The 18,356-nt window shown below is 61.2% G+C and carries 18 protein-coding genes; 5 read left to right on the top strand and 13 right to left on the bottom strand.

The window, feature by feature from the left end; genetic code table 11:
* Nucleotides 1–31: 31 nt before the first annotated feature.
* Complete coding sequence (locus ACIQWP_RS00240) at nucleotides 32–1,051, bottom strand: LacI family DNA-binding transcriptional regulator (RefSeq protein ID WP_402780566.1); 1,020 nt, start codon at nucleotides 1,049–1,051, stop codon at nucleotides 32–34.
* A gap of 107 nt (nucleotides 1,052–1,158) precedes the next feature.
* Here ACIQWP_RS00240 and ACIQWP_RS00235 point away from each other — a divergent pair, with 107 nt between their 5' ends.
* Together ACIQWP_RS00235 and ACIQWP_RS00230 are read left to right on the top strand one after the other, a co-directional pair.
* Complete coding sequence (locus tag ACIQWP_RS00235) at nucleotides 1,159–2,352, top strand: phytanoyl-CoA dioxygenase family protein (RefSeq protein ID WP_402780563.1); 1,194 nt, start codon at nucleotides 1,159–1,161, stop codon at nucleotides 2,350–2,352.
* 6 nt (nucleotides 2,353–2,358) lie between these two features.
* Complete coding sequence (locus ACIQWP_RS00230) at nucleotides 2,359–3,168, top strand: SDR family oxidoreductase (RefSeq protein ID WP_402780560.1); 810 nt, start codon at nucleotides 2,359–2,361, stop codon at nucleotides 3,166–3,168.
* A 90-nt stretch (nucleotides 3,169–3,258) separates the two neighbouring features.
* Here ACIQWP_RS00230 and ACIQWP_RS00225 read toward each other — a convergent pair whose 3' ends face one another.
* From ACIQWP_RS00225 to ACIQWP_RS00175, 11 genes are all read right to left on the bottom strand, one after another.
* A complete protein-coding gene (locus ACIQWP_RS00225; RefSeq protein WP_402780557.1) occupies nucleotides 3,259–4,413 on the bottom strand; it encodes an alpha-D-ribose 1-methylphosphonate 5-triphosphate diphosphatase in 1,155 nt (384 codons plus the stop codon).
* The gene (locus ACIQWP_RS00220; protein ID WP_402780554.1) at nucleotides 4,400–5,146 is read right to left on the bottom strand and encodes a phosphonate C-P lyase system protein PhnL; all 747 of its coding nucleotides are present in this window, start codon (nucleotides 5,144–5,146) and stop codon (nucleotides 4,400–4,402) included. The genes ACIQWP_RS00225 and ACIQWP_RS00220 overlap by 14 nt, the downstream gene beginning before the upstream one ends.
* Nucleotides 5,147–5,160: 14 nt before the next feature.
* Complete coding sequence (locus ACIQWP_RS00215) at nucleotides 5,161–5,988, bottom strand: ATP-binding cassette domain-containing protein (protein ID WP_402780551.1); 828 nt, start codon at nucleotides 5,986–5,988, stop codon at nucleotides 5,161–5,163.
* Complete coding sequence (locus ACIQWP_RS00210; protein ID WP_402780548.1) at nucleotides 5,988–6,899, bottom strand: alpha-D-ribose 1-methylphosphonate 5-phosphate C-P-lyase PhnJ; 912 nt, start codon at nucleotides 6,897–6,899, stop codon at nucleotides 5,988–5,990. The genes ACIQWP_RS00215 and ACIQWP_RS00210 overlap by 1 nt, the downstream gene beginning before the upstream one ends.
* Entirely contained in the window at nucleotides 6,896–7,990 is a 1,095-nt protein-coding gene (locus tag ACIQWP_RS00205) for a carbon-phosphorus lyase complex subunit PhnI (protein ID WP_402780545.1), read from the bottom strand. The genes ACIQWP_RS00210 and ACIQWP_RS00205 overlap by 4 nt, the downstream gene beginning before the upstream one ends.
* On the bottom strand, nucleotides 7,990–8,535 hold the full coding sequence (gene phnH / locus ACIQWP_RS00200; RefSeq protein ID WP_402780542.1) for a phosphonate C-P lyase system protein PhnH: 546 nt from the start codon (nucleotides 8,533–8,535) through the stop codon (nucleotides 7,990–7,992). The genes ACIQWP_RS00205 and phnH overlap by 1 nt, the downstream gene beginning before the upstream one ends.
* Nucleotides 8,536–8,537: 2 nt before the next feature.
* Nucleotides 8,538–8,996 carry a phosphonate C-P lyase system protein PhnG gene (phnG, locus tag ACIQWP_RS00195; RefSeq protein ID WP_402780539.1) on the bottom strand — a complete coding sequence of 153 codons (459 nt, stop codon included), beginning with the start codon at nucleotides 8,994–8,996 and terminating at the stop codon, nucleotides 8,538–8,540.
* A gap of 141 nt (nucleotides 8,997–9,137) precedes the next feature.
* The gene (locus ACIQWP_RS00190; RefSeq protein WP_402780536.1) at nucleotides 9,138–9,938 is read right to left on the bottom strand and encodes a PfkB family carbohydrate kinase; all 801 of its coding nucleotides are present in this window, start codon (nucleotides 9,936–9,938) and stop codon (nucleotides 9,138–9,140) included.
* A gap of 7 nt (nucleotides 9,939–9,945) precedes the next feature.
* The gene (locus tag ACIQWP_RS00185; protein ID WP_402780533.1) at nucleotides 9,946–10,785 is read right to left on the bottom strand and encodes a carbohydrate ABC transporter permease; all 840 of its coding nucleotides are present in this window, start codon (nucleotides 10,783–10,785) and stop codon (nucleotides 9,946–9,948) included.
* The gene (locus ACIQWP_RS00180) at nucleotides 10,782–11,666 is read right to left on the bottom strand and encodes a carbohydrate ABC transporter permease (RefSeq protein ID WP_402780530.1); all 885 of its coding nucleotides are present in this window, start codon (nucleotides 11,664–11,666) and stop codon (nucleotides 10,782–10,784) included. The genes ACIQWP_RS00185 and ACIQWP_RS00180 overlap by 4 nt, the downstream gene beginning before the upstream one ends.
* A 10-nt stretch (nucleotides 11,667–11,676) precedes the next feature.
* Nucleotides 11,677–12,921 carry an extracellular solute-binding protein gene (locus ACIQWP_RS00175; RefSeq protein ID WP_402780527.1) on the bottom strand — a complete coding sequence of 415 codons (1,245 nt, stop codon included), beginning with the start codon at nucleotides 12,919–12,921 and terminating at the stop codon, nucleotides 11,677–11,679.
* Nucleotides 12,922–13,147: 226 nt separating this feature from the next.
* On the opposite strand from ACIQWP_RS00175, the gene phnF reads away from it, so the two are divergent.
* Entirely contained in the window at nucleotides 13,148–13,906 is a 759-nt protein-coding gene (gene phnF / locus ACIQWP_RS00170) for a phosphonate metabolism transcriptional regulator PhnF (RefSeq protein ID WP_402780524.1), read from the top strand.
* Between the two features lie 187 nt (nucleotides 13,907–14,093).
* Nucleotides 14,094–15,260 carry an acyltransferase family protein gene (locus ACIQWP_RS00165; protein WP_402780521.1) on the top strand — a complete coding sequence of 389 codons (1,167 nt, stop codon included), beginning with the start codon at nucleotides 14,094–14,096 and terminating at the stop codon, nucleotides 15,258–15,260.
* A 5-nt stretch (nucleotides 15,261–15,265) separates the two neighbouring features.
* Here ACIQWP_RS00165 and ACIQWP_RS00160 read toward each other — a convergent pair whose 3' ends face one another.
* Complete coding sequence (locus ACIQWP_RS00160) at nucleotides 15,266–17,302, bottom strand: FUSC family protein (RefSeq protein ID WP_402780518.1); 2,037 nt, start codon at nucleotides 17,300–17,302, stop codon at nucleotides 15,266–15,268.
* A 146-nt stretch (nucleotides 17,303–17,448) separates the two neighbouring features.
* Here ACIQWP_RS00160 and ACIQWP_RS00155 point away from each other — a divergent pair, with 146 nt between their 5' ends.
* Nucleotides 17,449–18,351 carry a LysR family transcriptional regulator gene (locus ACIQWP_RS00155; protein WP_402780515.1) on the top strand — a complete coding sequence of 301 codons (903 nt, stop codon included), beginning with the start codon at nucleotides 17,449–17,451 and terminating at the stop codon, nucleotides 18,349–18,351.
* The last annotated feature ends 5 nt before the right edge of the window (nucleotides 18,352–18,356 follow it).

Genomic DNA, 18,356 nt, shown 5'->3' with positions numbered 1-18,356 from the left:
CGCCCTTTCGAGATGCGTTTGAGACTGCCAATCACCGCGCCGCCTCGAACGGGGTTGCGATCGCGACACGCGACGGCGCCACCTGGAAGTCGGCCGGCAACATCCGGTGATAGGCGAGCATGAGCTGGCAGGCGCTGCGGGCGTCGTGGCGCAGATCGTGGTGTATGACGAAGGTAATTTCGCCGGCGGCCAGCAGCCTGATATTGTCCTGATCGAGATCGTGGGCGGCAAAGACCGTGCACTCTCGCCGCGCATCGGCAAAGGCCTTCAATATGGCTCGGTTGCCACCGCCCGCCGAATAGACAGCGCGGATTTCCGGCTCGCGTTCCAGCGCATCGCGGACAAGAAGTTCCGTCGCGCGGTCGACACCGAATCCTTCAGAAATTCGCACGACCGAAAGATGCGGGAAGTGTTCCGCCAGCACATCGCGAAATCCGCGTTCACGCTCGTCCTCACCGGCAAAGAGGCTGCTCGACAGTGTTACTAGCACCTTGCCCGTCCGCTCTCCCGCCATGCGGCCAAGCAGATAGGCCGATGTCGCACCCGCCACGCGGTTATCCATGCCGACATAGCCGATGCGGGAATTTTCCGGCAGATCGGTCACCAGCGTGACCACTGGGATTTTCGCCGTCATGAGCTGGGCGGCAAATTCGGCAATCGCGGGCGTCGAGGCGGCTTTGAGAACAACACCATGGCTGCCGCGGCGGCGGATGGTGCGCAGGATCGACAGAAGCTCCTGCTCGCTCATCGTCTCGGCCACATGAAATCGCGCGGAAAATGACGCGGGGCGCATGCCGGGCAATTCGGCCTCGAAAGCGTTTCTGACCGCCGTGGAAAAGCGCTGCGGCGTATCCATGACGACATCGATGACGAGGCGCCGTCCGGCGAGGCCCGATTGCACATATTGCCGCTCCAGCTCGGCAATCGCTGCTGCGACCCGTGCGCGGGTAACAGTGCGAACGCCTTCGCGTTCATGCATCACCCGGTCGACCGTCGCGAGGCTGAGACCAGCCTGTAGCGCGATGTCTTTCAATGGAAAACGCGATTTCAAGGCGGCTCTTTCTGAGGTGTTTTTGAGGTGTTTTGTACCTTTCTCATAGGCCAGGCCGAGACTACGATCAACGCATATGTCCAACGTCACTTTGGGAGGAGAAAACCATGGACGCTCAGACGCTTGCCAGCCGGCGCAGCCAAAAGGTTTGGTTGTCGGCCGATTGCGGCAATTTCGATGTCTTCAGGTCATTGGTCGAAAAGACCGCCAATCAGGCGGACTGGCCGCTGGCGGCAGGCATCGAGAAAAACATCCTCATCTACGACGGCGACAAGGTTCGCGGCGCCGCCGGAAATGAAGACGACCGCCGCGCCCTGATGGCCGAGTGGGTCGAGGCCTTCACCTCGGGCCCCGGCATCGTCGTCATCAAGAACGCCATGCCGGATACGGCCGTCGTCGATCGCGCGACGACCGTGTTCGAAGCCATCGTCCGCGAGGAGAAAGAGAAGGGCAAGGGCGCCGGCGATCACTTTGCCAAACCCGGCGCCAATGACCGTATCTGGAATGCGCTCGAGAAGCATTGCCTGGCGGACCCGGAGAATTTTGCCCGCTATTACGCGTCGACCGCAGTCGCCCTGGTGTCGGAGGCTTGGCTTGGCGTCGGCTATCAGATGACCGCGCAGATGAACCGCGTCAATCCGGGCGGTACCGCTCAGAAGCCGCATCGCGACTATCACCTCGGCTTCATGTCGCCGCAGCAGATGCAGGCCTATCCCGGCCATATTCATGCGGTCTCACCGCTGTTGACGCTGCAGGGCGCCGTCGCGCATTGCGATATGCCCCTTGAAAGCGGCCCGACGCTGTTCCTGCCCTATTCGCAGACCTTCTTCGAAGGCTACATCGCCTTTGGCCGACCGGAGTTCCAGACCTTTTTTGCCGAACATCACGTGCAACTGCCGCTTGAGAAGGGCGATGCCGTCTTCTTCAATCCGGCCGTCATGCACGGCGCCGGCAACAATGTCTCGAAGGACATTTACCGCATGGCAAACCTCCTGCAGGTGTCGTCGGCTTTCGGGCGGGCGATGGAGAGCGTCAACCGCAGCCGCATGTCGGTGACAGTCTATCCCGCACTTCTCGCAGCCCTCGGCGCCGGCACGCTGAGCCGCGCAGAGGTTACCAATGTGATCGCATCGACGGCCGAGGGCTATGCCTTCCCGACCAATCTCGATAGCGATCCGCCGGTTGGCGGCTTGGCGCCGAAAACGCAGGCTAAGATCATGGCTGAGGCGATCGATGCCCGAATGGATGCCGGGTCGTTTGCCGAGCTGATCGCCGCCCACGCCGCACGCAGGGAGGCTTGAGATCCGATGAGCCGACTGGATGGAAAATTTGCCGTCGTCACCGGCGGCACGCAAGGGTTGGGCGCGGAAGTTGCCCGTCTCTTTGCTGAACGCGGCGCCGCCGGCCTGACGATCTGCGGCCGCAGCAGCGCCAAGGGCGAAGCCAAGGCGCGGGAGATTAGCGACCGCTATAGGATACCGGTTGCCTTCGTCACGGCCGATCTCGGTGAGGTTGAGGATTGCCGCAAGGTCATCGCCACGGCAGTCGAAAAGTTCGGCCGCATCGACGCCTTGGTGAATGTCGCCGCCATTACTGACCGCGGCACCATTCTCGATACCGAACCGGATCTGTTCGACCGGATGTTCGCCGTTAATGTGCGCGCGCCGTTCTTCCTGATGCAGGATGCGATCAAAAACATGATCGCCAATGGTATCGAAGGCACGATCGTCAACATCTCCTCGATGTCGGCTATGGCCGGTCAGCCCTTCATCAGCGCCTATTGCTCGTCGAAGGGTGCGCTCGATACGCTGACCCGGAATACCGCCTTTGCGCTGCTTAGAAACCGCATCAGGGTCAACGCGCTGAATATCGGCTGGATGTCGAGCGACGGCGAAGATCGCATTCAACGCGAATATCATGGCGCTGACGAAGATTGGCTGGCAAAGGCTGCTGCCGAGCAGCCCTTCGGTCGGCTGGTCGACCCGGCGGAGGTGGCGCGCGCCGTCGCCTTCCTGTCGTCTGAAGAATCCGGCCTGATGACCGGCGCCACCATCAATTTCGATCAGTCGATCTGGGGCGCTTACGAGGGGTCGCCGCATCCGCAGAAGGCGATGTAAGTCATGCAAATTGGCGGGAGGGAAACACCCTCCCGCTAACAGCCGGCGTCGCTCGCCGACGCGCAACGTGAGCCGGCTCTGTCTTGCGGCTTAGAAGCCCTTGATGGAGCCGTCGGACCAAACCATCTTGCCGCCGCGGATCGTACTGCGCAGGCGTGGCACGCGGCCACGTTCGGCAATGACGAGATCGGCGCGCAGCCCCTCGGCGATGCGGCCGCGGTCGGTAAGGCCGAGTGCCTTCGCCGGATTGGCGCTTGCCAATGCGACCGAAGCGGGAAGGCCGCCCTTGCCGATTTCCGCAAGCGCGATCACAGCCGGCAGAATGGCCGACGGATGATAGTCGCTGGCAAGAATATCGAGCACGCCGGCTTCATATGCTTCCCGCGCGGAAAGATTGCCGGAATAGGATAGGCCTCGCAGCGCATTCGGCGCACCCATGGCCGTCGCCAATCCCAGCCGCCTTGCTTCGGTCGCCGTCGCGATATTGATCGGAAACTCGCTGATTGCGGCGCCGAGGCTGTGCAGCAGCGCTGCTTTCTCGACCGTGTCATCATCATGGGACGCCAGCACGACGCCGTGCTCGCGCGCCAATTCCGCCAAGTCGTTGATGATATCCATGCTGTCGCCGTGTTCGCTGCGGGCGGCCATGCGTTGTTTCACAAGTTCTGCCGCCTGGGCTTCGCTGATCTTCTTGACCTTCGCCGTGTTGGCGATGTGCAGCTCGATATCGCGATACTGTCCCTGGCCTGGCGTGTGATCCATGAGCGAAATCAAGTGGAGCGCGCCGGCATCGATCAAAGTCTTCGCTTCTTTCAGGGCAGGCAGGAAGGTCACTTCGAAGCGGCCGTGGACGCGGTGGTCGATCAGCAGTTCCTCTCGCATCGATGCGAGCGTTTCGACCATTGCGCGGGTATTTTCCGGCGAGCGGACGTGGCCATAGGTGGCAGGCGTAAACGCAACCGCCGCATAGGCTGTTGTCACGCCATTGGCTGCGAGCATCTTGTCGAGGTCGTAGACGCCGAGTTCGAGCGGCATACGGACATTGACCCGCGGCTCCACGCATTTTTCGATCATGTCGCCATGCATGTCGACAAAGCCGGGCAGGAGAAACCGGCCACGGCCATCCACCTCCGCCTCTTCGACGGGCCGCTCGCTGATATCGGCGATCAGCCCATCCTCGATCCTAACGGCGCCACGCTCGATCACGCGGTCCTGCAATACAATTTCAAAATTACTCAGCCACATCGTCTTGCTCGTCCTCGATCTTGATGGCTTCCAGATGAAGTTCCCGGTCGATCAATGCCTTTACATCGTCCGGATGATGAAAGACACCGATCATCGCAACGCCGGACGCCTTGAGTTGAGCCAATCTTTCGACCAACGCTCGGCGAGCGGCTTGATCCAGCGACGCGGTCGGCTCGTCGAGCAGAAGCAGGCGTTGCGGCAGGATGAGCGCGCGAGCAAGATTGACCTTCTGCTGTTCGCCGCCCGAGAAGGTCGAGGGGTAGGCCGACCAGAGCTGCTTCTTGACGCCGAAAGCATCGAGCCAGCGCCGTGCCTCCGCCAAAGCTTCGGAATGCGAAGTGCCCGCGAGCCTCAGCGGCTCGGCAACGATCTCTTCGGCGGCAACGCGCGGGCGCGCGTTGAGGAATTGCGTGACGAAACCGATTTCCCGGCGGCGCAGTACGGCGATGTCGACATCTGCCGCCGTTGCGAGATCGATGATCCCCTCACGTGTGTGATAATAGACGTGGCCGGCGCGCGGCAGGTAGGAGCGATAGAGTGTGCGCAGCAGCGTCGATTTGCCCGCTCCGTTCTCGCCCTTCAGCAGAATGAATTCGCCTGCATTCAAGTCGAACTCTATGTTCTCGAAGGCAAACAGCGTGCGCTTCAGGTGATGCATTTCGAATTGCTTCGAGAGGCCATGCACGCGCAAGACCGGAGCCGCATCCAGCCGGGCGGAAACCTGAATATTCATCTCTAGTGTTTCCTTCAAAGCTTGGCGTGAACGAGCTGTTGCGTGTAGGCGTGCTGCGGGTCCTGGAAGATCTGGTCGGCAAGTCCCTGTTCCACGACCATGCCGCGCCGCATGACAATAACCCTGTCTGCCATCGTGCGGATGACGCCAAGATCATGCGATACCAGCACCATGGTGATGGCACGGTCACGCTGCAGCCGCTTTAGCGTATCGAGCACCAGCGCCTGAACGCTGACGTCGAGACCCGTGGTTGGCTCGTCGAGCAGCAGCACGGCCGGCTCAAGCGCGATCGCCTTGGCGAGTTGCACGCGCTGCTGCATGCCGCCCGAAAGCTCGTTCGGCCTGGCATCCATGCGCTCGATCGGAAATTCCGAGGCGTCGAGCGACTGGCGTGCCCGCTCGCGCAGTTCTGCGAAATTGCGATTGCCGGCAATCAGCAGGCGTTCGGCGACATTGCCGCTGCTGGTATGGTCCATCAGCAGGCCGAGATGCGGGTTCTGGTAGACGATGCCGATATGATGCGCCCTCAGCATCCGCCGCTCGAAGCGGTCGAGCGTGAAGAGGTTGCGGCCCTCATGGCCGAGAAGGGCGAGGTTATAGGTGCCGGTGTCGGGCGTATCCTCGAGGTTCATCATCCTCAGCAGCGTCGACTTGCCGGAGCCGGATTCGCCGACGATGCCAAGCACTTCTCCGGGATAGACGGTGACATCGACGCCGGCGAGTGCGGTGACGTCGCCATAGTTGCGCGCAATGCCGCGCATCGTCAGGATGGGTTCGGCGAGCATCAGCCGCGGCGGCTGGCGGGTCAGCGCTGCCGATTGAGTGGGATCGGGTGCGGCCATCAGTCCATCCTTCCGTTCTTGTACCAGGTATCGCCGATCTCGACGGCTTCCGCTTCCAACTTGCGAATGTGCTTCACGCCGAAATGGCTGTCGGACAGTTCGTATTGCGAGGAACCGTCCTCCTGCGGCAGCTCGTTCATGAAGAAACCGGTAACATTGCTGCGGTAGCAGGTCTTGTCCTGATGATCCTCGACGCGGTAGGGCACATCGTCGAAGACAAGCGGCTCGACGCGCGTATAGGGCGGCACTGCGAAAATGCGCTTCTCGCGTCCCGCCGAAAGGATCGTCAAGTGGTCGGCCTGATTGAGCTTGGGCACATCCCAGCGTGGAATGGGCGACGGCGTCATCACATGGCGGCCATTGACCATGCTCGGATAGCTCGACCCCTGCATGATGCGACCGGATTTGACGAGCTGTTCATAGAGGATGAGCCAAAGCTGTCCGTAATCGGCATCGCCGTGCATCTCGCGCGCCACCGACATGTCAGGCTGGACCGGCCGCAACGGCTCGGGATTCGGAACCTGCAGGACGAGGATCTGATCCTCATGCAGCTTTTCCTCCGGAATTCGGTGACGCGACTGGATGATGGTCGCGGCCATCGTATCTTCGGTCTCGACCGCGCCGCCGACTCGCGCCACGAATTTGCGGATGCTGCTGGCATTGACGGAGTCGTCAGATCCCTGGTCGATGACCTTCACGACCGATGTCGGCTTCAGCAGCGTCAGTGTCACCTGCAGGCCACCCGTTCCCCAGCCGCGGGCAATCGGCACTTCGCGGCTGGCATAGGGCACCTGGTAGCCGGGAACGGCGATCGCCTTCAGAATGCGGCGGCGCATTTCGCGCTTGGCGGATTCATCGAGAAAGCCGTAGTTGAAGGCCATCCAGGGCTTGGTCAATTCCTGCAGTTTCATAGCACGACCTCTTCCTGTTGTTCGGCAAGCTTCTCCGCATCGGCAGGTTTTGCAGCGGCCTCGCTCTTGTCCGCCTTGACGCGACGTAGCGCATCCAGGCTGGACTGGAACGTGACGTAGTGCGGAAGCTTGAAGTGGATGCAGAAGCCGGAGCTTTCGACCGGTTCGGTATGATAGAGAACGAACTCCTCATTGGCGGCCGGATGCGGATTGGGCTGGCTGGAAGCGAGATCGAGCGTCGCCGCGGCAATGACCTTCACCTCGTTCCAACCAAAGGTTGCTGAAAAGCCCAATTGCAATTCCTTGGCTTTTGAGATGACCTCGGTCTGGCTGACGCGGACACGGCCGGCACTGAAGATCGTGCCGGAGGGATGACGCAGGCGGACAGGAGCGTAGGCCAGGCGCAGCTCATTGACCGTGGGATGCACGGCGCTATAGCCGCGCATCGTCGCGTATCCGAGCGCTAGCGTGCCGCCGGTGTCGGCACGCGCCAGGCTCTGGAGCCTGTGCGCCCGGGCCGCCGGAAAGAGCAGCGGCTCGCGCGTCAGGTCCGGGATATCATCCGGCGCGACGGCTTCGACCGGATGATCCGGAACAAGACCTTGCGCCTTCTGCCAGCTGGTCAGCGATGGTTGGGCCGCCGGCGCCGGTTTGGCGGCCGGGATCACTGGCTCGGGCACATAGTCCGCGCCCTGTAGCACCTCGACCTGGAGCAGGCGATGGGAGTAATCCAGCGTCGGCCCGAGGATCTGGCCGCCCGGAATATCCTTGAAAGCCGCCGAGATGCGACGAACCGTAAAAAGATCCGGCTGTTTCAACGGTTCGGCGACGGCAATGCGGGGCTGCGTCGTGCGGTAGGCGCGCAGCAGCAGGATCGCCTCGTAGAGATCGCCGCCCGCTTGGGCGAGCGCCAGGGCGGCGAGATCGGGCTCATAGAGCGATGCTTCACCCATGACCCGGTCAATGAGATAGGGAAGGCCGGTCTTGACCGCCTCGACGCGCTCGCGGGTGATCGCACCGAGATCGCCACGAAAAAGCCGTTCCGCCTGTTCGATGGCGTATTCGCCGCCACGAGTTGCCACATAGGCCATCAGAGCACCTCTATTGTCGTGGAGCGGGGGATGCCGAGCAGGCGCTTGCCGTCGACGAGATAGAGATCCCAGCCGAGCGGATAGCGGATCGTCTTTCGGCGCATCTGCCAGAAGGCGGGATCGATCCCATCGACCTCGATCGTAACGCTGTCCTTGATACCCGGGCCGGTGAGACGCAGTCGTTGCCCCGAGCCGAGGCGCGCGGGAGCAAAGAGCGTGGCCGCGTCATCCGGATAGAGGAGGCTGCCGATGCGCAATGTCGACAAGGCTTCGACGCTTGCCGCAGAATCTATGGCGGCAAAGACGTAGTCCGCATTGGCAAGCGGCATCCGCCTTGCCCCGGTTGCGGCCATTTTCAAATCCAGGGACGGATCGTCCGCGACATGGAAGCTGCATTCGCGATCAAGCAGGCTTTCTGCAAGCGGCCAGAAGCCTTCGACGGCCAGCTCGCGCGGCTGGCCGGGGCGGCTCAGCGCCCACATGAGTTCCTCGAATGTGGCGTTGGTGCGGGTGTCGTCCATGGTCGGCAGGAGATTGTTGGCCATGGTCAGAATGTCTCCATCTGCACGCGGGTCGCTTCGACTTTTTTCAGCAACTGCTGGTCTTCTTCTTGCTGATGGCGCCGTTCGGCATCCAGGAGTTCGAGGATGAGATCGGCCCGGTGGCCAGCGGCAATCGCCGCATCGATGATCGCCATTGCCATGGCGTGTTCGAGATCCCGGCCGACCACCGCGCCGTAGCCCTCCACGGTGCGATCCGGCACGCGGATATGCGCTTCGGATACCAGGACCTCGCCGAGATGAAATGCGGTGCCGCGAACCGTATCGATGAGCGGCAGCATCGCAAGGCCGGTTCGGTTCACGACAACATCGACCTCGCCGAGCGTGTCGAGCACCTTTTCAGCTGCCGCCTTAATGGTTGCTGGCCGGGCTGCGGCGAGAATTTCCAGCGCCTGCGCGTGGGTATAGGATGCGCTGACCGGATTGCCAGTCTTCTCCTCAGTCATCATCTTTTCCTTAGACATTGGGTTCGTCAGGCAATGGCGAAGGCTCGCCACAAATATTCGAATGATTACTATAGTCATTCGAATGAATTGTCTACGAGGTTTTGATCTGCAAGATGCGATTTCTGAGGCAGCGCGAGCCCTTTAGTCGCCGCGCCGGCGCAGCCATTCCGCTGTTGTCCGGCTCGCGTCTCGCGCGGCTGCAGCCGGTGGCTTTCCTTCCAGCAGCGAAAACAGGAAGGAGCCTGCAAAGCGATCGCCGGCACCGATCGTGTTTGTCGTGTCGACACGGTCCGCCGGTGCTACCTCAACGGTCTGCGAGCCATCAAACAGCGTGATCGGGCGCGTGCCGTCGGTAAGCACGAGCATCTTCAGGCGTGAACCCGCGATCTGGCCGGCGCGCTGCCAGGCAAGCGTCAGGTCATCCGGAACGTCATCGCGGGAGGAGATCACGTAATCGGCCGGGCGCGGTGTCGCGGGCCGAAGGGGAAATTGCGAGACAACGAGGGGCTGCGCATCGATCTGCGCGACAAGGCTCTCATCGAGAGCAAGCGCGTTAATGTAGACGCCCGCGCCCGAAAGATTTCCAGAGGCGGTATGGGGTTGGGATCGTCCGGCTGGCGCGATGATCGTCCGCTCTCCGCTTGGCTCGAGGAGAATTTCCAGCGGTGCGGTTTCGCCCGCCGCCATCGTTATATGTTCGATATTGAAGCCGGCTGAGACAAGCGATTTCAGCGCCGCTTGTCCTTGCTCATCCGGCATCAGCCTCGTAACGATGGCGACATCGGCTCCCAGCTCCAGGAGCTGCCGGCCCGTATAGAAGGCGCCACCGCCGAGCTGGGTCGTGCGGGACGAAAATTGTATCCGCCCGCCCGGCACCAGCGGCGCGTCCAGTTGCCAGATGCGATCGTGATTTACCGATCCGATTACAATTACACGGGGCATGGTCTGCCTATCTGTCGTCGATGCCGGGTGCCAGCGCGTCGACGATGAAACGCTGTGCCAACAGGAATATCAGAAGAACGGGGACGATCGACAGCAAACTCGTGGCCATCAGCGGCCCCCATGCCCGATCGGCTCCTTCAAGATCGGCAAAGGACGCGATGCCGGTCGTCAGCGTCTTCTTGAAAGCGTCGTCCAGCACCAGCTGGCCCCAAAGATAGATGTTCCAGGCACCCATAAAGGAGATGACCGAAAGCGCCGCGATCGCCGGAATGACGTTCGGCAGGCCGATCTCGATGAATTGCCGCCACAAGCCGCTGCCATCCATCCGCGCCGCCTCGAACATCGAGCCAGGCAGCGAGCGGAACGCCTGTCGCATGTAGAAGACGTAGAAGCCGATATAGGGAATCGACGGAATGATCATCGCGCCATAGGTGTTGAACGCCTGCAGCTTCACGACTGCGATATAGGTCGGGATGATCGCCAGCACGCTCGGAAAGGACATGGTGGCGATGACGAACCAGAAGAGCGCCTGCCGCCCGGCAAATTCCAGCCGCCCGAAGGCGAAACCCGCGGGGACGGCAAGAACAAGCTTTCCGATGGTGATGAGCGTTGCCGTCAGCAGTGAATTCCACAGCCACATCCAGATGGGATGGCGGCTTGCGGCAATGGTGAAATTCGACAGCGTTGGATCTTCCGGCCACAGCCGCACCGACTTTGCCATGATGATGTCGTTCGGCGTGAAGGCGGCGGACACCATCCAGACCAGTGGAAATACGGTGATGATGCAGATTGCCAGCAATATGATGTGAAGCAGCAGCCGGTGCAGTTTATGGCCGAGATCGCTCATTTGTAATGCACCCGCTTTTCACCGACGCGGAATTCCAGCCATGTAACGGCGAGGACGATTACGATGATGATGACGGCGACGGCGCTTGCCGGTCCGAACTGGAAGAACAAGAGGCCCTGCTGCCACAGGAAATAGAGGAGGCTCGAACTTCTGCCCGCCGGTCCGCCATGGGTCAGGACGTCGATGACCCCAACAATATCGTCGAGGACATGGAAGAAGGTCGTGACGCTGATGAAGAAGGCGGTCGGCGTCATCAGCGGCAGGCTGATGTCGAAGAAATGCCGCGTCGAACCTGCGCCATCGAGCTCTGATGCCTCGCGCAGCTGGTGCGGCAGGTTTGCGAGCGCCGCCAGCCACAAAAGCATGTTGAGGCCGAAAGTCTTCCAGAACGTCACGAGGCTCACGCAAAGCAGCGCAAGGTTCGGGTCCGTATGCCAGCGCGACGGCGGAAGGCCGAAATAGCCCAGCACCTCGTTGAACAGGCCGTTGACCGGATTGAACAACCACGACCAGGCGACGCCCGCGACGGAATAGGCAACGATCGTTGGCAGAAACAGGCTGCCGCGATAAAGCCCCTGCAGCGGATTCTTGCGCACCGAATGCAGCATGACTGCGAAGATCAGCGGGATGACGATCTCGGCCGGGATGAGGACGATGCAGTAAAGCAGCGTGTTCCAGGCGGCCATGCGGAAGTCGGGATTGTCGAAAATGGATGCATAGTTGTCGACGCCGACAAAGCGAATGTCTGCCGACAGCAGGTTCCAGTCGACCACCGACAGCAGCATCGAGGCAATCAGTGGGCCGTAAAGGAATATCGCAACGGAAAGAACGGCTGGCCCCACGAACAGATAGGGGGCCAGCGATCGAAAACGAAATGGCATGATGCTGCGCCTATGCCGAGATCAGGCCTGCCAGCTCGTCATGAGCACCCTTGACGCCGTCGGCGACCGTCGTCTCCTTGAGCAACATTCGCGAGACCCACTTGCGCCATACGGCCTGGCCTTCGAGGCCGCGCTTGCCCGGCCAGATGGTCTCCGCGGTCAAACCATCGCCCAGCTGTGCTGCCGCTGGCTTCATGAACTCGTTGATCAGCGGAATGTCATGCGTCGAGGTGTTGAGGTAGCCGGTCTCAGACCAGAGCGTCTGGCCCTCTTTCGAGGCGCAGAATTCGAGGAAGGCAAGAGAAGCTTCCGCCTGTTCCTTGTTGCGGGTGTAGACAGCGAGGAAGTTACCGCCGCTGTTCATCTTGCGCGCGTGGCCGGGAATGCTCGGGAACTTGGTCGTGACGGCCTTCGCGGCGCCGAACGGGAAAGTGACTGCCGAGGTTGAGCTCGTCGTGCAGATTGCAAGGGCGCCGGATTGGAACGCGGCCGTCTGTTCCTTGTCGCTGACGGGAAGCCAAAGGCCCTCGTGCGCCGGGGCGCAATATTCGCTCATGCCGGCAATCGCTTCCGGGCTGTTCAGCGCCAGCTTGCCATCCGGGTCGATAATGAAGCCGCCGGCATTCTGGATGAAGGACTGGCTCGTCCATTCGTTGTTGGAGAGCGAGATCGGCGAACGATAGGTCGGATGCTTGCCCTTGAGGGCCGCATCGAGCTTGCGAGCACTGTCGTAAAGCCACTTCGTATCCGGCGTTTCCGGCAGGTTGGGATCGAGGCCGGCAGCCTTCCACATCTCGCTGTTGATGTAGGTGATCGGCGTCGACATCGCCCAGGGCAGACCGATGACCGCACCGTCGATGGTGACGAGCGGCAGAACCGACGAACGGAAGTTGGCGAGGATTGCCTCGGCCTTTGCAGCGTTGATCTCGCGCAGGTCGCGGGCGCCGAGCGTGCGCTTGGCGAAATAGCCGAATTTCCAGCCGGTGACCATCATCGCCGGCGGACGACCGGCGGCGATGCCGGCAACGGCCTTGGCGGTCACGGCCTCGTAGTCGCCGTCAAAACGGTTGCTGACCGTCACGCCGAGCTGCTTGGCGTTGAAGGCATCGACCACCTTCTGGAAGGGCTTGTCGGGTCCCCAGGTGCTCGAAATCTCGATAGCCGCGTCGGCAGACCGGGCCTTGCCGGTCATTGCGATCGATGTTCCGATGACTGCGGTCGTACCCGCGATGAATTGCCGACGATTAAGCCCCACCATCTTATCCTCAATATCCGAATGACTAATTAAACATTCGAATATTTATTTAACGGTGGCCGGTGACACCCATATGAAGAGAGAAGCGGCTAAACGTTAAAACATAATCAGTGAATCGGCTTCAGGATTTATCCGCAGGGTTGCGATGATCGAACAGAGATTGAAAAGTGACGCTGCGGCCGATATATGACATTCGAATGACATGGTTGGATTCGGAAGGGCAGGCATGGAGAAAAAGTTGCTGCACGGGCAATGGCAACAGGTCGAAAGCGATATCGCCGAGGATATTCTGACCGGCCGCCTGTCGCCCAAGGCGCAGCTTCCGACCGAGACCGACCTGATGGAGCGGTTCGGCGTCGGGCGGCACACCATACGGCGAGCCATTTCCCGCCTCGAAAGTCGCGGTCTTGTGCTGGTCGAGCAGGGGCGTGGAACCTTTGTCAGGGATAGCCGCCTCGACTACCGCCTGTCCGAACGCACGCGCTTTTCCCAAAACCTGCTCGATCAGGGCAGGGAACCGCTTGGACAGGCCATTCACGAAGAGGTGGTGCCCGCTTCCGAGATGATCGCCGAAGCGCTGCGGCTCCCGCATGGCGAGCCGGTCTACCATATCGTCCGACGCGGCTTCGCCGACGAGGAGCCGATCAATTACTCGCACGCTTATTACCCGGTGCGTCGCTTTCCGGGTTTCGACGAGGCACGGCGCAGCGGGCGAAGCGTGACCGTCATTTTGGCCGAATACGGCATTCCCGACTATATCCGCCTGCGCACCGACATCATCGTCCGCCTGCCGACGAGCGAGGAGGCAAAGCAGCTCTGCCAGTCCATGTCCCAGCCGGTCGTCGCGCTGAGGAAGGTGGATGTCGATCTCAAGGGCACGCCGATCTCCTATTCGGAATCGGTCTGGCCGGGCGAGCGCGTGCAGTTCTCGATCGATAACACCAGCCAGCTTCTGGACGTGCTTGCACGCGGCGAAGCGGGCTGAGGCTGGGGCCTTCCAGCGCATGGCACCATGACGTCCAGGCGGATCATCCGCCCGGCGTTTGGTGGCGATTAACTGAAGAATAACTATAATTTAAAGCAGGATCGCCGATTTATGCGCGCGGCGACGAGTTGTTATATCGTCCAAGATACCAAATAGAGATCCAAGGCAAAGTTTACCGAGATTTCTGGTGAGGTTTCATAGCGAAATACTTGAGGGGCGGGATGCGGGCAACGATGCCGGCAAACCATCTCACCTGCTCTTGAACCTTCAAGTGCTGCGCGGGCTCGCAGCCTTGTCCGTGGTGGTCGCCCATGCCTTGCACGAAACGCAGATGCTGGCGGGAGCGACAGGACGGGCGGCGGTCGACGGCTCCGCCTGGAATCTGGGCTTCGGCGTCGACATATTCTTCGTCCTCTCCGGTTTCATTATGACGCACACAGCCGCTTCCGAATTCGGCAAGAGCGGTGCGCCGCTACGTTTCTTTTTGCGGCGCTGCGCGCGCGTGATCCCGCTTTACTGGCTGTTGACCAGCATCCTGCTGCTCGGCGCGCTCGCGGCGCCCTCGCTGCTTGCCGTTCCCATCGGTTCCGTGTCCCATGTCCTGGCATCCTATTTCTTCATCCCCTCCGGGCGCGGCGTCGATGAGATCAGGCCGGTGCTCGCGCTTGGCTGGACTCTGAACTATGAGATGCTGTTCTATGTGTTCTTCGCCTTGGCGCTTCTTTTGCCGATAAGGCTGGGGATCGTCTGGCTTTCGGTGCTCATGATCGGGATGGCGCTTGTCGGAAGTCTCGTCGATCCGAACCATGTCCAGATAGCCTTCTGGACGAGCCCGATCATTCTGGAGTTCCTGTTTGGCGTCTATGTTGCCCTGATCTTTCGCAGCGGCGTGAAGATCGGCAAGGGAATAGCGTTCGGGCTCGTGGTCATTGGCCTCCTTGGTTTCGTGCATATCTCCGCGCCCTGGAACGATACGGCTTTGCCGCAATTCCTGCGGAGCGGCCTGCCCGCGGCCCTGTTCGTTCTGGCGGCGGCCATTGGCCCGGTTCTGCCGCGGAAGAGGATCGTCCTTTGGGGTGTTGCGCTCGGAGACGCCTCCTACAGCCTATACCTTGCTCACCCTTTTATATTGCGGCCGATGCGTGCCATCTGGACGAAGGCGATCGGCGGGGCTCTTCCTCTCGGCCTGTTCGTTGTCTTCGCGACGCTCGTCGCCGTCATGTTTGCCGTGGCGCTCTTCAGAGCGGTCGAGAAGCCGCTGACGCGCCGCGTCCAGAGCATCGTGCTCGGTTCGGCACGGCGGAAGCGGCTAGCAACCGGCACGCTTCCGGCTGCGGATACGGAAAGCGCCTGACGCGCTCAGGCGGTTGGCTTCCCACTCAGATAGCCGGCGTGGTTCGACGCAGCCGAGGCTATGGCATCAAGCTGCACCGCAGCGCGGATCAGCGTATGGCGAGCCGGGGCGTCGGGCTCGTTGATCCGGTGGGAAAGATGGTTGACGGCGCGGCAGGAGACCTTGGCGAGACGTGTGGGATCGCCCCGACCGAGCTGGCGTAGAACAACGCTTACCGATTTGGAAAGACGAGGGTGTTCCCTTGCCAGTTCGGATAGCGTAATCGCCGCTTCGCCGATCGTCAGCGCAGCAAGCATTCCTCTGAGGTCGTCCTCGGCTTGTTTCTCCGAGACCCCGGCGTTCGTGGCCACCTGTCCGCTCAGGCGGTCGACCGTCCTGCTCAGCCAATGCTCTCTCGTCCAGCTGTCAGGCGCCTGACCGATAACAGCCAGATCACGCCGTGTGGCACGCTGCAGGCGCTGTCTCTTTGCCTTGGGGTTGGAGGGAAACAATAGAGTGAAGACGAGAACGCCTGCACCGACGCCCAGCAGCAGTGCCAGTGCGCCGTTCAGAAAGGATGCCGCATCGACGCGGCTGGTATTATCCGGGCTGATGAGATCAAAAAACAGGAAGGCGAAGCTCGTCGCTAACGCCGCCGTGCGGGCATTGCGCATGGCAAGGCCTGTCGCAAACATGACGATGCCGATGACGGCGGCCAATTCAGTAAAGTCCGACAGCATCGGCAGGATGGCGAAGTTGCAGATCGCTGCCGCGAGCACCGCGGCTAGTCCACCTTTGAGGAAGCCCATGCCACCGACCACCGGATTGGGTCGGGTGGCAAACAGGGCGCAGATGACACCCAGGATGACGATGAAGCTCGGGCCGGATGGCCAGGCGGTTGCGATCCAGAACCACGATCCGATGACGATGGCGACAAAGGTACGGATGCCGTTGTGAAGCGCGACAACATGATCGACGTGGAAGGACAGCTTGAGCCGTGAAGACGGCGCCTTCTCGTCCGAGAACAGAGCCTGGCGCGTGAGTGCGCCCTGGGCAGCTTCGAGCAGCCTGTCAAGATGATCCAGGATCGCGAGCCGGGGTGAGATCGCATGGCCGGAATTGGCGTTCGTCTCGCAGAGTGCCGTCCGGACATCTCCCCGCAATGCGGCAAGGACATTCGCATCAACCTGTCGCGCGGAGTTGATGTCGTCGAGCAGCATCGCTGTTTTCTCGACAAGGGGGTCATCGAGATCCGGTCGGGCCGCAAGATGTTCGCGCAGAGACTGCGCAATCGCCATCTGGGTGAGCATTGCGACCGCAGCACCGCGCAGATGGCCAAAACGGCTACGCACGGAGCTGGAGCTTGCCGCCGCATATTCAGCGACGACGTCGAGTTCGAGTGCTCCCGTCAAGAGCCGCTGGAAGCCTGCGGTGTTGGCCTGGCCGCGCAATGCGCGCGCGCAGAGATCGGCGACCTCGTGGAGATAGGCCGACAGGCGATCCCGGATTTCCTGCAGCGGCGCGCCCGGCGCGAAGACGGTGGTGAATACGGCTTCGGTCACGATGCCGAGGCCGATGTAGATCACCCGTGCAACCGCGATGTCGAAGACCTGCAGCGGCGAGCTGACGGAATCAAATGCGATGATTGCCGCTGTGTATCCGGCAAGCACGGCGCCGTAGGAGCGAAAATTGCGCAAGCCTGTGGCAAGCGCCGTACAGAACCCGAGCCATAGGGCGAGGGACAGGATGAACAGCTCAGGCGCTTGGGCGAACAGCGCAACCATTGTGACCGCCGCAACGGCCCCGATGATCGTGCCCATTATTCTGTACTGGCCTTTCGAAAGACTCATGCCGCGGCTTGATTGGGCGACGATCCAGACCGTCATCGGCGCCCATTTCGGATCGTCGAGATTGAGCAGGAAGGCGATGTAGAGCGCCACCAGGGACGCTGCCGTCGTTCGCAGCGCGAAGCCTACTGCCGGCCACGTCAGCCACGGCGGGCGCGCAAGTCCGCGCCGGACCGAACCGAATAGCTTTGTTGAGTTGAAAAATGCGGCCGCCATGGGGCTATGGATAACGGTATGGGCGATTAAAAATAATATGATAGATTCGAGACATATTATTGCTGAAAACGGTATAATGTGACGAAGGTATCGCTGGGAGCAGCGGTGTAAGAGCGGCCGGCGTGATCCTACTGAAACGGGAGTCCATGATCGCGGACCTTGAGAGCATCCGGATTTTTCTGCGGGTCGTGGAGCGCGGTAGTTTCACGGCCGCCGCGATGCAGTTGCGGCTGCCTTTGACCAGCGTCAGTCGGCGCGTGAAGCAGCTCGAGGATGATCTCGGCGTTCAATTGCTCTACCGCACGACCCGGCGCGTTTGGGTGACTGATGCGGGCCGCGACTATTACGAGCGCTGCATCAGGGCCGAAGAGATACTGGAGGAGGCGGACCAGGGGGCCCGCGCGGTGCGCATCGAGCCGCAGGGAATGCTGCGCGTCCTCATGCCCTACACGCTCGGCCTGAGCGTCGTCGAACCCAGGCTTAGCGAATTCCGCCAGGCCTACCAAAAGGTGCAGCTGGCTCTCACCTACGACAACTATCCGCTCGATCTGATCGAGCATGGCTTCGATATCGCGCTCAGGACCGGCCCGCTTTCCGATTCCGGCTATTCCCTGCGCATGCTCGGACGGTCTCGCGCCCATCTTGCCGCAAGCCCCGCCTATCTCGACCGGTTCGGCCGGCCTGAACGCCCGCAGGATCTAAGAGAGCATGCCATCATGCTTATGGGCGCGGGCACGCCCTTGGCGACGGTGCGTTTGCTTGATGATGCTAGCAATGTAATCGAGGTCGTCGTCAAGCCGATCCTGATGTCCAACGAGGCGACGACCATCATCCGCCAAGCCGTCGCGGGCGCAGGCATAGCGCTGATATCGCCTCAGCTTGCCCAGCATCACTTTGCGCGCGGCGAGCTCGAAGCCGTTCTTCCGCGATGGCAGCGTGCCGATGATATCGAGCTCAACGCGCTCTTTCCAAGACGAGCCACTTCCGATCGCAAGGTGCGCAGCTTCGTCGATTTCCTCGCCGAGGTGTTCAAGGATTGGCGGGGATAAGTCTT

This window comes from Rhizobium sp. NPDC090279, from assembly GCF_044769665.1.
Lineage (GTDB): Bacteria > Pseudomonadota > Alphaproteobacteria > Rhizobiales > Rhizobiaceae > Rhizobium.
This window is presented reverse-complemented; position numbering and strand designations above follow the sequence as displayed.

Bases quoted from the DNA above. Each gene is read 5' to 3' on its own strand.
- ACIQWP_RS00235 (WP_402780563.1), top strand. From the start codon at position 1,159: ATGGACGCTCAGACGCTTGCCAGCCGGCGCAGCCAAAAGGTTTGGTTG.
- ACIQWP_RS00230 (WP_402780560.1), top strand. From the start codon at position 2,359: ATGAGCCGACTGGATGGAAAATTTGCCGTCGTCACCGGCGGCACGCAA.
- ACIQWP_RS00225 (WP_402780557.1), bottom strand. From the start codon at position 4,413: ATGTGGCTGAGTAATTTTGAAATTGTATTGCAGGACCGCGTGATCGAG.
- ACIQWP_RS00220 (WP_402780554.1), bottom strand. From the start codon at position 5,146: ATGAATATTCAGGTTTCCGCCCGGCTGGATGCGGCTCCGGTCTTGCGC.
- ACIQWP_RS00215 (WP_402780551.1), bottom strand. From the start codon at position 5,988: ATGGCCGCACCCGATCCCACTCAATCGGCAGCGCTGACCCGCCAGCCG.
- ACIQWP_RS00210 (WP_402780548.1), bottom strand. From the start codon at position 6,899: ATGAAACTGCAGGAATTGACCAAGCCCTGGATGGCCTTCAACTACGGC.
- ACIQWP_RS00205 (WP_402780545.1), bottom strand. From the start codon at position 7,990: ATGGCCTATGTGGCAACTCGTGGCGGCGAATACGCCATCGAACAGGCG.
- phnH (WP_402780542.1), bottom strand. From the start codon at position 8,535: ATGGCCAACAATCTCCTGCCGACCATGGACGACACCCGCACCAACGCC.
- phnG (WP_402780539.1), bottom strand. From the start codon at position 8,996: ATGACTGAGGAGAAGACTGGCAATCCGGTCAGCGCATCCTATACCCAC.
- ACIQWP_RS00190 (WP_402780536.1), bottom strand. From the start codon at position 9,938: ATGCCCCGTGTAATTGTAATCGGATCGGTAAATCACGATCGCATCTGG.
- ACIQWP_RS00185 (WP_402780533.1), bottom strand. From the start codon at position 10,785: ATGAGCGATCTCGGCCATAAACTGCACCGGCTGCTGCTTCACATCATA.
- ACIQWP_RS00180 (WP_402780530.1), bottom strand. From the start codon at position 11,666: ATGCCATTTCGTTTTCGATCGCTGGCCCCCTATCTGTTCGTGGGGCCA.
- phnF (WP_402780524.1), top strand. From the start codon at position 13,148: ATGGAGAAAAAGTTGCTGCACGGGCAATGGCAACAGGTCGAAAGCGAT.
- ACIQWP_RS00160 (WP_402780518.1), bottom strand. From the start codon at position 17,302: ATGGCGGCCGCATTTTTCAACTCAACAAAGCTATTCGGTTCGGTCCGG.
- ACIQWP_RS00155 (WP_402780515.1), top strand. From the start codon at position 17,449: ATGATCGCGGACCTTGAGAGCATCCGGATTTTTCTGCGGGTCGTGGAG.